Here is a 12,038-nt window from a genome sequence, read left to right as displayed (position 1 = left end):
CGCATCGCGCTTACCGCGGCGTCTGGGTTGCTGTGGCCGGTGTTACTCTTGGGTGTTGCTCAAATACAGATCTTGCGTATACGGGCGAAGCTCCTGAAGCCGGTCACCAGGGTTTAATCGGGTTCACCGCAAATCCGTCGAATCAGAAATAGTCGGCACCGGCTCGACCCACTCACTCGGCCCACCATCGGAATGCCAGGTGATTGCGGCGTAGCAGCGGTCGGCGTGTTCTCCGTCAGAGGAAGCGAGTTCGACTTCCCGCCCGCCCGTCCAGATGCGATAAGACCAGCGGTGACGCTTGCGGGATAGCCGCCGACGGGAGGTCTGCATGGCACGGTTCCTATGGAGAACTCCGCTGTAGCGAAGTCGAGCAAGATCATCACGGTCGTGACCGACCATGGGCGCAGCCTGGCGACTGAATACAAGAAGGGCGGCCCCGCAGGAAAAACGGCCCTTTTCGGTAGGAGCGAGCCTACCGAAGAACTGCTCGTTGATTGCGGTGGTTCGCGGCGATCTCGCGACCCCTCGCAGAACGCTGAGTTAAGAGGCCTCTCACCACGGTTTGATTGGGTTCACTGCGAACTGGAGCACTCGGTAGGGCGCTCGGTCACGCGGCGCCGTATTCCACTGGCTGATGAACACCCGCACCTCGTCGAGCGTCGAACCCGGCGAGATGTAGCCGCCGTACGGCTGTGCGAGCCGATTGTCATCGGGTGACGGCAGGCTCTCGACCGGATCCGGCCAATCACCCGCCTGCACCACCGTCGTGACCGGGGCAGTGCCCAAACCGGTCGGGTCGTAGGCCACCCGGATCTCCATGTTGCCGGTGCTGGCATTGAAATAGGACAGCACCGGCTTGCCGTCGACCTCGCGCATGCTCATCTCCCCGACCCGGTCGGGCCACAACGGCGTCGGCGGCTTGTTCCAGCCGCCGCCCACACCGGCGGCCCAGCCCTGCCATCGGGAGCGATCGGTGAAGGTCTCCGGGGTGGCGCGGTAGAGCACCGTCGAGCCGGACCGGTCGAAATTGTTGGCCACGATGTACACCCAGCCGGTTTGCGAGTCGGGTGTAGGAATCGGGTCGTAGTAGCCGCTGATCTGTGTCTGGCGACCGGCCGCATAGGCCGCGGGGCGTTGCGAACCGGCGATGGTCTGCCAACCACCCTGTCCAGCTTGAGCTTTCACCAGCCGCGAGGTTTGCGGTGCCAGGTCTTTGGTGGTGGTCACCAACAGGTAGTTCTGCCGGTTGATCTGCACCACCCCCGCCGGGAGCTGCGACGAGCCGGCAGGCGTGGGGTCTGCCAGTAGCGGCTTGTCCACGCCGGTGACCCCGGTGTAACGCACCCCGTCGGGATCGTCGACCGAGTCGCCGGACACGCGCAGAGCCACCGGCGAGAACCAACCACCGAATCCGACCCCCTGACCGGCAAAGCTGTCACCGCAGATCTGCAGCAATTCGGTTGGGAATTCCATGAATTCGCACAAATCAGTGGCTCCGATACCGTAGTCGCGGGTCGGAGTCCCGGTGCCTGCGATCGGCCCGATGCGCACCACCTGGCCCGGCGCCAGCGGCGACAGGATCGGATCGGGCGCCGGGCTCGGCGGGTCAGCGGCCGCGCTCGGAGCCAACACCAGCGTCGAGATCGACGAAATGGCGCAGACCACTCGCAGTTTCACGCCCAAACTGCTGTTTCGGCGCAAAGCGAATCAGAGCTCGGCGGCCAGCAGCTCGGCGATCTGAATGGTGTTGAGGGCAGCACCTTTTCGCAGGTTGTCCCCCGAGAGGAACAACGCCAGTCCACGCCCTTCCGGCACGCCGGGATCCTGGCGGATCCGCCCGACGAGGGTCTCGTCGGCGCCCGCGGCAGCCAGCGGCGTTGGCACGTCGACCAGCTTCACCCCGGGCGCACCGGCAAGCAGCTCCGCGGCACGGGCAGGCGAAATCGGTTGGGCAAATTCAGCATTGATCGACAACGAGTGCCCGGTGAACACCGGCACCCGCACGCAGGTCCCGGACACCGCCAAATCAGGGATGCCGAGGATCTTGCGACTCTCGTTGCGCAGCTTCTGGTCCTCATCGGTCTCTCCCGAGCCGTCGTCGACGAGTGACCCGGCCAGCGGCACCACGTTGAAGGCGATGGGCGCAACATATTTCACCGGTGCCGGGTACTCCAGCGCGGAGCCGTCGTGCACCAACTCCTCAGCACGAGAGATCACCGCGCGGGCCTGGGTGGCCAGCTCGTCGACCCCGGCCAGGCCACTGCCCGAAACCGCCTGATACGTCGAGGCGATCATTCGCACCAGCTGCGCCTCGTCGTGCAGCACCTTGAGCACCGGCATCGCGGCCATGGTGGTGCAATTCGGGTTGGCGATAATGCCTTTGGGACGGATACGTCCGTCGCGTGCGAAGTTGACCTCCGACACCACCAGCGGAACTTCGGGGTCCTTACGCCACGCCGACGAGTTGTCGATGACCACCACCCCGGCGGCGGCGAACCGCGGCGCCTGCACCCGCGACATCGTCGCGCCCGCCGAGAACAACGCGATGTCCAAGCCCGAGGGGTCGGCCGTCGCAGCGTCCTCGACCTCGATCTCCTGACCGCGGAACGGCAGCTTCTTACCCGCCGAACGGGCCGAGGCGAAGAACCGCACGCTGGTCACCGGGAAGTCGCGCTCCTCCAGCAGGGTGCGCATCACCTGGCCGACCTGGCCGGTGGCACCCACTACGCCAATGTTCACCATTTCTACCGCCCCGTTCCGGCGTAGACGACGGCCTCTTCCTCGCCGCCGAGGCCGAACGCCTCGTGCAGCGCAGCGACGGCCTTGTCCAGCTCAGTGTCCTTGACCAGCACCGAAATTCGGATCTCGGAGGTCGAGATCAGCTCGATGTTCACCCCGACGCGGGCCAGCGTCTCGCAGAACGTGGCGGTCACGCCCGGGTGGCTGCGCATGCCCGCGCCCACCAGCGACACCTTGCCGATGTGGTCGTCGTAGAGCACCTTGGTGAAGCCGATCTCGTCCTGCAACGCGGCGAGCTTCTCGACCGCGGTCGGGCCGATGTCGCGCGGGCAGGTGAAGGTGATGTCGGTCTTGCCGTCTTCGACCTTCGAGATGTTCTGCAGCACCATGTCGATGTTGATGTCGGCGTCAGCGACGGCGCGAAACACCATTGCCGCGTAGCCGGGTACGTCGGGCAGACCGACAACGGTGACCTTGGCCTCGCTGCGGTCGTGGGCAACTCCGGTCAGGATGGCGTCTTCCATGGGGATGTCCTCGATAGATCCAGTGACAATCGTGCCGGGCTTGTCGGTGTATGAAGACCGGACGTGAATCGGAACGTTGTAGCGGCGGGCGTATTCCACGCACCGAAGCATCAGCACCTTGGCACCGCAGGCCGCCATCTCGAGCATCTCCTCGAAGCTGACGGTGTCCAGGCGGTGCGCGTTCGGCACGATGCGCGGGTCAGCGGTGAAGATGCCGTCGACGTCGGTGTAGATCTCGCACACGTCGGCGTGCAGGGCGGCGGCCAGCGCGACGGCGGTGGTGTCCGAGCCGCCGCGGCCCAGGGTGGTGACGTCCTTGGTGTCCTGGCTGACGCCCTGGAAGCCGGCCACCAGCACGATCTGACCCTCGTCGAGCGCCGACCGCAGCCGGGTGGGCGTCACGTCGATGATCTTGGCGTTGCCATGGGTGCCGGTGGTGACGACACCGGCCTGCGAGCCGGTGAAGCTGCGGGCTTCGGCGCCCAGCGACTCGATGGCCATCGCCACCAGCGCATTCGAAATCCGCTCACCGGCGGTCAGCAGCATGTCCAGCTCACGGGCGGGCGGGGCCGGGCAGACCTGTTTGGCCAGGTCCAGTAGTTCGTCGGTGGTGTCCCCCATCGCGGAGACGACGACGACGACGTCATTGCCGGCCTTCTTGGTTTCGACGATGCGCTCGGCGACGCGCCGGATCCGGTCGGCGTCAGACACCGAGGATCCGCCGTATTTCTGCACGACGAGCGCCACTGTCTACCCTTTCGAAAGCGCGGGATGTCGGCTACAAGGATAAAGGGTCGAAGCACCTGCTTTTCCCGCCCGGATCGGCGGTAACGTCGCGGCCGTGCCGGATCAACCCAGTGAACGCCGCGCCCGGACCCGGGTACCGATCCACCCAGCCATCGCCGCCAGGTGGAGTCCGCGGGCCTTCGACCCCGACGCGGTGGTCACATCCGAGCAGCTGACCGCCCTGCTTGAGGCGGCTCGCTGGGCCGCTACCTGGGGGCATGTGCAGCCGGTTCGGTTCGTGGTGGGACTGCGCGGCACCGCGACCTTCACCGCGGTGGCAGGCCTGCTGCGCCGCGGGAACAGCTACGCCCATGCTGCCGGCGCACTGATCCTGGTGTGCGCTGACCAGGGCGAGGACGACCGCACGGCCCTCTACTCCGCGGTCGACGCGGGTGCGGCGATCGCGAACCTGTCCATCGAGGCGGTGGCCCGGGGCCTGATCGTGCATCCGATGGCCGGCTTCGATGTCGACGGTGCCCGTATCGCGTTCGAGCTGCCGGACGGGGTGCGCCCGCTGGCCGTGGTCGCCGTCGGATCCCCGGGCGACTACGCGCGGGTGACGCCGGAGATCGCTGAACGCGACGCCCGGCCGCGGGAGCGGCTGCCGCTGGACCAGATCGTGCTCAACTGGTCAGGAGCATTCTTTACGCATGTCCCCGAGCTTGGCAACGATCCTGTCGTTGAGCAGTGACATCTCGTAGACCTGGGGCGGCGCGGGCGCACCGGGGGCCCGCGATTGGGTTTGGGCGCGCAGCGTCGGCAGACCGGAGACGAACTGGTTGGCCAGCTGGGCCACCTCGGTGGCCTGCGCCGCCAATCCGGGATCGGTCACCTTCTGCGCCCGCTCGGCCAGGCCGTCGGCCCAGTCCTTGTAGTTGGCGTCCTCGGCGACCGTCGGCACGCCTTCGTTTCCTTTGGAGTCGATCTTCGCCGCCTGCGACCGGCTGAAGTCCAAGAAGTCGATCACGGGCTTGCACTTCTCGGGCGGGCCGTCGAAGTACTTCGACCACACGGCGACACCAATCGCAATGACCACCACGGTGATGGTGAGGACCCAGCGCGGTCGTCGTTGCATGGTGAGCCAGCGTAGCCGTGCGCGCCAACGTTTAACGCGGCGGCAACACCCAACAGCCGTCTACGTAACAGAAACAAAGTTCACTGCTAGTGAACGGCCCAACCGTCTAGGGCCGCCCACCCCGCAGGAGATTAGATGGATACAGGGACCACAGCCTTCATGCTGTGTTGCATCATCGGGCTGACGATGATGATCCCGGGCCTCGCGCTGTTCTACGGCGGCATGGTCTCGGTCAAGAGCTCGACCAACATGATGATGATGACGTTTGGCGCAGTTGCCATCGTCGGTGTGCTGTGGATCCTGTTCGGATTCTCCATGACATTCGGCACCTCCTACGGCGGATTCGTCGGCAGTTTCACCGAATTCGCCGGGATGAAGAACCTGATGGAGTCACAGACCACCATCTCCGGCCTACCGGTCAGTTTGTTCGCGTTGTTCCAGGCACTGTTCGCCGCGATCACCGTGGCACTCATCTCCGGCGCTGCGGCCGATCGGATGAAGTTCGCGGCCTGGATGGTCTTCGCAACCCTGTGGGCAGTTCTGGTCTACTTCCCCGTCGCCCACTGGGTGTTCGCCTTCAACGGCGTCGTGACCCCGGACTCGGTCGGTGGCTGGATTGCCAACAACCTCAAGGCAATTGACTTCGCCGGTGGGACCGCGGTGCATATCAACGCCGGCGCGGCCGCGCTGGCGGTGGCCATCGTGCTCGGGAAAGGCGCCAGCTGGGGCAAGTTGCGCAAGCCGCACAACGTCCCGCTGACCCTGCTCGGCGCCGGCCTGCTGTGGGCTGGCTGGTACGCGTTCAACGGCGGCTCGGCACTGGCCGCGGGCAACTCGGCAGCCATCGTCATGGTCACCACGTTCGTGGCCACCTGCGCTGCCACCCTTGCCTGGCTGGCGGTCGAGAAGATCAAAGACGGCCACGTCACCGGTGTCGGCGCCGCCGCGGGTGCGATCACCGGCCTGGTCGCGATCACCCCGGCCTGTGGATCGGTGACGCCGGTCGGCGCGATCATCCTCGGCCTGGTCGCGGGCGCCATCTGCCCCTACGCCGTGGGACTCAAGGAGAAGTTCGGCTACGACGATTCCCTTGACGTCGTCGGCGTGCACCTCGTCGGTGGTGTCATCGGCACCCTGCTGATCGGCTTCCTGGCCAGCGACAGCATGCCGAACAAGGTCAACGGGCTGTTCTACGGTGGCGGTCTCGACCAGCTGTGGCGGCAGGCGGTGGCCGCCGGTGCGGTGATGGTCTATTCGTTCACGATTGCCTTCGTCATCGCATGGGCGATCAAGAAAACGATGGGCATCCGAATCCCCTCCGAGGTCGAGGAGAAGGGTATCGACGCCCACGTGCACCGCGACTTGGCGTACGAGCTCGAGTACGCCTAAGGAGGACCCGAGCCGGGCGCGGCCTCCTTCCCGCGCCCGGCTCGACCTACCTTCTTCCCGTCGACACCACGAAAGAGTCTGTTAGAGAACATGTCCGCCACCCTCGCCGAGCTGGCTGAGAAGTCCGCAACCACATTCATCCTTGCGCTGTTCGTCGATCTGCGTGGAAAGCCCTGCGCCAAACTGGTTCCCGTTGAAGCCATTGACCTACTGGCCACCGACGGAGTCGGCTTCGCGGGCTACGCTGTCGGGGCGATCGGTCAGGAGCCCAAAGACCCGGACCTGATGGCGATCCCCGACCCCGCGTCGTTCACCCCGGTCCCGTTCATCAAAGAGGGCCTGGCGATCGTGCACTGCGATCCGTATGTCGAAGGCCAGCCCTGGCCGTACGCACCACGGGTCATCCTCAAGTCGCTGATCCAGCGAGCCGCCGACGCCGGCTTCGAACCCTGGGTGGGTGCAGAAGTCGAGTACTTCTTGCTGACCCGCGCCGCCGACGGCACTCTGGCGACCGCCGACACGGCCGACACCGCGGCCCAGCCCTGCTACGACGCTCGCGGTGTCACCCGGATGTACGACCATCTCACCGCCATATCGACCGCGATGAACACCCTCGGCTGGTCCAACTATGCCAACGACCACGAGGACGGCAACGGCCAGTTCGAGCAGAACTTTCAGTTCGCCGACGCGCTGACCACCGCCGACCGGGTGATCACGCTGCGCTACCTGCTGTCGATGATCGCCGCCGAACGCGGCATGGTCGCCACCTTCATGCCCAAACCGTTCGCCGACCGGACCGGCAGCGGTCTGCACCTGCATCTGTCGCTGACCAGCGGCGGCACCCCGGTGTTCCCCGAAGACTCCGACGACCGTGGGCTGGGCTTGTCGTCTACCGCGTATGCGTTCATCGGCGGGATCCTCGACCACGCCTGTGCGCTACAGGCAGTCGTCGGACCAACGGTCAACTCCTACAAGCGAACCGGCGCACTCACCACTGCTTCGGGAGCGTCCTGGGCGCCGAAGTTACCGACCTACGGCGGTAATGACCGCACCCATTACATCCGCGTCCCGGACTCCCAACGGGTCGAGCTGCGCGGCGGGGACGGATCGGCCAACCCGTACCTGGCCATCGCCGCGGCGCTGGGCGCAGGCATCGACGGCATCAAGCGCAGCATCGACCCCGGTGCGATCGGCGGCACCGACGGCCGTACCGCCCTGCCGCCCACCCTGTTGCACGCTGTCGACGAGTTCGAGGGCGACGCGGTGATCACCGGTGTGCTCGATGCCGTCGGAGACGGCGTGGCGACCTACTTCGCCGGACTCAAGCGCGACGAGTTCTTCGCCTACCACAGCGCGGTCAGTCCGTGGGAGGTCGACCAGTACCTGACCGCATTCTGACTTCACTTCTGACTTCGCCAGAAAGGAAAACTATGTGCGGGATCGTGGGTCTGCACCTACGCAACCCGGAGCTCTACCCCCGGCTTGGTGAACTACTGACCGGCATGCTCTGTGAAATGTCCAACCGTGGAAGCGATTCCGCTGGGGTGGCGGTCTACGGCGACCCTCACTGGTCACCACCGGGGAAGGGCACCGTCTCGGTGCTCGACGTCGATGACAGTCCGGAACAGATGGCTGCGGCGCTGCGCGCGGCGCTCGGCGAGGTGTCCGTGCACCGCGTCGACGAGACGCTGCTGGTATCGGCCGATGTCACGCCCGAGACCCTGCACGCCGCGGTCACGGCGCACTACCCGCACGCACTGATCGCCGGCTTCGGGGCAAACGTGGCTGTGCTCAAGGGCGTCGGTCATCCCCGAGCACTCGCCGAGGCGTGGGGGCTGGCGAACGCCCAGGGCTGGCAGGGGGTGGGCCACACCAGGATGGCCACCGAATCGGCGGTGATCCCGGCCGGGGCACACCCGTACGCGGTGGGACCGGATCAGTGTTTGGTGCACAACGGTTCGTTTGCCAACCACGCCACGATCCGCCGCGACCTGCAGGCCGCCGGGGTGGTATTCGACAGCGAGAACGACACCGAGGTCGGCGCGCGTTTCGTGGCCGACCAGCTGGCCCACGGCCGCGACGTGGAGTCGGCACTGAAGGAACTGTGCGCCACGTTCGACGGCTTCTACACACTGCTGGTGTCCAACCACGACTCGTTCGCCGTCGTCCGCGACGCGATCGCCTGCAAGCCTGCGGTGATCGCCGAGACCGACGACTGGGTGGCGATGGGAAGCGAATATCGCGCGCTGGCAGGACTTCCCGGCGTCGAGAAGGCGGCTATTTGGGAGCCCGAACCGGAGGTGGTCTACGCATGGACGAGGTAATCCGATTCGACTTGGGCACCACGCCGTTGCGTGAGGTCAACGCCGCCCTGCATACGCCTGGCCTGTCCGGCGCGTTCCAGATCGCCAATCCCGCCGGCGCCCACAATGTGGCAGTGGGTCTCGACGCCCCGGTACGCGTCGGAATCGACGGTCACGTCGGCTACTACGCCGCCGGGATGAACCAGCATGCCGAGGTCATCATCGACGGCAATGCCGGGACCGGGGTCGCCGAGAACATGATGAGCGGCACGGTCTGGGTCAAGGGCAACGCCTCCCAGTCGGCCGGCGCCACCGCGCATGGCGGGCTGCTCGTCGTCGAAGGCAACGCCGCGGCACGCTGCGGGATCTCAATGAAGGGAGTCGATATCGTCGTGGGTGGCAGCGTCGGACACATGAGCGCGTTCATGGCACAAGCCGGCCGATTGGTAATTCGTGGCGATGCCGGTGAGGCGCTGGGTGATTCGATCTACGAGGCTCGCCTGTACGTCCGCGGTGCGGTGGCCTCACTTGGCGCCGACTGCATCGCCAAGGAGATGCGCGCTGAACACCACGAGGAGCTTGGCCGCCTACTCAAGGCCGCCGGCTTCGAGGACGATGACACCAGCACCTACACCCGCTACGGCTCCGCCCGGGCGCTCTACCACTTCCACGTCGACAACAGCGCGGTTTACTAAATGACATACACCCACGACGAGCGGGCCCGCCTGGGCCTGCGCGAATCAGCCACCTTCGACCGCGCCACCATCGCAGGTATTCAGCGGGCCGCCGAGACCGGCATCTACGACATCCGCGGTTGGGGCGCCAAACGGGCACTCCCCCACTTCGACGACCTGCTGTTTCTGGGCGCGTCGATGTCGCGCTATCCGCTGGAGGGCTACCGTGAGCGCTGCGGCACCGATGTCGTACTCGGCAACCGGCACGCCAAACACCCTCTGCATCTGGAGATTCCGGTCACCATCGCCGGTATGTCGTTCGGCGCGCTATCAGGCCCGGCCAAGGAGGCACTGGGCCGCGGCGCCAGCGAGGTCGGCACGTCGACCACCACCGGCGACGGGGGCATGACAACCGAGGAACGCGGTCAGTCCAAGTACCTGGTTTATCAATACCTTCCCTCCCGGTATGGGATGAATCCCGACGACCTGCGCAAGGCCGATGCCATCGAGGTCGTTCTTGGCCAGGGCGCCAAGCCGGGCGGTGGCGGAATGCTGCTGGGACAGAAGATCTCCGAGCGAGTCGCGGGGATGCGCACCCTGCCCGAGGGCATCGACCAGCGCTCCGCCTGCCGGCACCCCGACTGGACCGGCCCCGACGACCTGACCATCAAAATCAACGAGCTGCGCGAGCTCACCGATTGGGAGAAGCCGATCTACGTCAAAGTCGGTGCCACCCGCACCTACTACGACGTGAAGCTGGCGGTGGCCGCCGGCGCCGATGTGGTGGTCGTCGACGGGATGCAGGGCGGTACCGCCGCCACCCAGGATGTCTTCATCGAGCACGTCGGCATCCCGACGCTGGCCGCGGTTCCACAAGCCGTGCAGGCACTCTCAGAGCTGGGGGTGCATCGCAAAGTCCAGCTGATCGTGTCCGGCGGCATCCGCACCGGCGCGGACGTCGCCAAGGCGATGGCCCTGGGCGCCGACGCCGTGGCGATCGGCACGGCCGCGCTGATCGCGCTGGGAGACAACAATCCCAAGTACGCCGCCGAGTACGAGAAGCTGGGCAGTGCGGCCGGTTTCTACGACGACTTCCAGGATGGCCGCGACCCTGCCGGCATCAGCACCCAGGACCCCGAGCTGGCGGCCCGGCTGGATCCGGTGGATGCCGGCCGGCGACTGGCCAACTATCTGCGAGTGCTCACCATGGAGGCCCAGACCATCGCCCGTGCCTGTGGCAAGGCACACCTGTTGCACCTGGAGCCCGAGGACCTGGTCGCGGTGACCATCGAGGCGGCGGCGATGGCCCGGGTTCCGCTGGCAGGCACCTCGTGGATTCCCGGGACAGGCCGATGACCGAGACAGCCGATGTCGTTATCGTCGGCGGCGGGATCGAGGGGTGCGCGGCGGCCTGGGCGTTGAGCCAACGTGGCATCACCGATGTGGTTGTCGCCGAACGTAATACCGTGGCATCCGGGATGACCGGTAAGTCCAGCGGAATCGTGCGTTGTCACTACGGGGTGAGCTCGCTGGCCGCGATGGCAACCGTCGGCCTGGAGGTTTTCGAGAAGGCCGACGAGATCTTCGGCGACGATATCGGCTTTCGGCAGACCGGATACGTCGTCGGCGTCGGCGAACCCAACGTCGATTCCTTGCGCAAAAGCATGGCCGCACAACGCGCGGTCGGTGTTCAGACCGAGGAGATCGACGCCGCCGAAGTGGCCCGGCTGTGGCCGACCGCAGACCTGTCGCCGTTCGCCGCGTTCGGCTGGGAATCCCGCGGCGGCTACGGCGACGCCTACCAGACCGCCCAGGCGTTCGCCGTCAGCGCTCGCGCGGCCGGCGTACGAATCCGCCAGGGCGCCACGGTAACCGATCTGCTCACCGACGGAGATGCCGTCACCGGCGTGCGGCTGGCCGACGGCTCAGAGATCAGCGCGGGCAGCGTCGTCGTCGCAACCGGGGTATGGACGAGTGCGTTCCTGGCGCCCTACGGCATCGACGTGCCGATCCGGGTGGTCCGCGAGCAGATCGTCATGATCTCCCCCGGCGTCGAATTGGGGCCGGTGCCGGTGTTCTCTGATCTGGTGTCGCTGCAATATGTGCGCCCAGAAGTCGGCGGTGACGTGCTGTTCGGCAACAGCGATCTCTCCGATGTCGTGACCGCCGATCCCGACGACTACCTCAACCGGGCCACCGAGGATTTCATCGACCTCACCGTCGACAAGGTGGGCAATCGCTTCCCCGGCTTTACCGGCGCGGCGATCACCACCAGCTACGCCGGATGCTATGACGTCACACCGGACTGGAACCCGGTGATCTCGGCCAGCGGTCGCGACGGGCTGTTCGTCGCCGCCGGCTTCAGCGGTCACGGGTTCAAGATCGCACCGGCCGTGGGCCGACTGGTCGCAGACCTGGTCGTCGATGGCCGCAGCAGCGATCCTCGGATACCCGAGACAGACTTCCGGTTGTCCCGCTTCGCGCAGGGTGCGCTGTTGAAGAGTCCGTATCCCTATGTCGGCGCCGGGCAGATGAGATAGATACTGCC

At 66.2% G+C, this 12,038-nt stretch carries 11 protein-coding genes; 7 read left to right on the top strand and 4 right to left on the bottom strand.

Annotated features, from left to right (window positions below):
- Window positions 1-552 precede the first annotated feature (552 nt).
- From G6N38_RS12985 to G6N38_RS12975, 3 genes are read right to left on the bottom strand one after another with little or no spacing between them, the layout of a single operon-like run.
- The gene (locus G6N38_RS12985) at window positions 553-1,677 is read right to left on the bottom strand and encodes a DUF4185 domain-containing protein (RefSeq protein ID WP_407662971.1); all 1,125 of its coding nucleotides are present in this window, start codon (window positions 1,675-1,677) and stop codon (window positions 553-555) included.
- Between the two features lie 30 nt (window positions 1,678-1,707).
- Window positions 1,708-2,742 (bottom strand): aspartate-semialdehyde dehydrogenase, encoded by a 1,035-nt coding sequence (locus tag G6N38_RS12980; protein ID WP_163747925.1) that lies wholly within the window; start codon window positions 2,740-2,742, stop codon window positions 1,708-1,710.
- Between the two features lie 2 nt (window positions 2,743-2,744).
- A complete protein-coding gene (locus G6N38_RS12975) occupies window positions 2,745-4,010 on the bottom strand; it encodes an aspartate kinase (protein ID WP_163747918.1) in 1,266 nt (421 codons plus the stop codon).
- Window positions 4,011-4,104: 94 nt separating this feature from the next.
- Between G6N38_RS12975 and G6N38_RS12970 the strand changes: the two genes are divergently transcribed.
- Window positions 4,105-4,740 (top strand): nitroreductase family protein, encoded by a 636-nt coding sequence (locus G6N38_RS12970; RefSeq protein WP_163747916.1) that lies wholly within the window; start codon window positions 4,105-4,107, stop codon window positions 4,738-4,740.
- On the opposite strand, the gene G6N38_RS12965 is transcribed toward G6N38_RS12970, so the two are convergent.
- Window positions 4,681-5,124, bottom strand: coding sequence for a hypothetical protein (locus G6N38_RS12965; RefSeq protein WP_108052556.1), 444 nt, complete (start codon window positions 5,122-5,124; stop codon window positions 4,681-4,683). The genes G6N38_RS12970 and G6N38_RS12965 overlap by 60 nt on opposite strands.
- Before the next feature lie 135 nt (window positions 5,125-5,259).
- Here G6N38_RS12965 and G6N38_RS12960 point away from each other — a divergent pair, with 135 nt between their 5' ends.
- From G6N38_RS12960 to G6N38_RS12935, 6 genes are all read left to right on the top strand, one after another.
- On the top strand, window positions 5,260-6,513 hold the full coding sequence (locus G6N38_RS12960; protein WP_163747914.1) for an ammonium transporter: 1,254 nt from the start codon (window positions 5,260-5,262) through the stop codon (window positions 6,511-6,513).
- A 90-nt stretch (window positions 6,514-6,603) separates the two neighbouring features.
- Window positions 6,604-7,911 (top strand): type III glutamate--ammonia ligase, encoded by a 1,308-nt coding sequence (glnT, locus tag G6N38_RS12955; protein ID WP_163747912.1) that lies wholly within the window; start codon window positions 6,604-6,606, stop codon window positions 7,909-7,911.
- A 32-nt stretch (window positions 7,912-7,943) separates the two neighbouring features.
- On the top strand, window positions 7,944-8,837 hold the full coding sequence (locus G6N38_RS12950; RefSeq protein ID WP_163747910.1) for a class II glutamine amidotransferase domain-containing protein: 894 nt from the start codon (window positions 7,944-7,946) through the stop codon (window positions 8,835-8,837).
- The gene (locus tag G6N38_RS12945) at window positions 8,825-9,511 is read left to right on the top strand and encodes a protein glxC (protein ID WP_163747908.1); all 687 of its coding nucleotides are present in this window, start codon (window positions 8,825-8,827) and stop codon (window positions 9,509-9,511) included. Before G6N38_RS12950 ends, G6N38_RS12945 begins: the two co-directional genes overlap by 13 nt.
- Entirely contained in the window at window positions 9,512-10,846 is a 1,335-nt protein-coding gene (locus tag G6N38_RS12940; RefSeq protein WP_163747906.1) for an FMN-binding glutamate synthase family protein, read from the top strand.
- The gene (locus tag G6N38_RS12935) at window positions 10,843-12,030 is read left to right on the top strand and encodes an NAD(P)/FAD-dependent oxidoreductase (RefSeq protein WP_163747905.1); all 1,188 of its coding nucleotides are present in this window, start codon (window positions 10,843-10,845) and stop codon (window positions 12,028-12,030) included. Before G6N38_RS12940 ends, G6N38_RS12935 begins: the two co-directional genes overlap by 4 nt.
- Window positions 12,031-12,038: the final 8 nt, after the last annotated feature.

This window comes from Mycolicibacterium helvum, from assembly GCF_010731895.1.
Classification (GTDB): Bacteria; Actinomycetota; Actinomycetes; order Mycobacteriales; family Mycobacteriaceae; genus Mycobacterium; species Mycobacterium helvum.
Note: the sequence above shows the minus strand (reverse complement) of the source record. Positions and strands in the feature narration are given on the sequence as shown.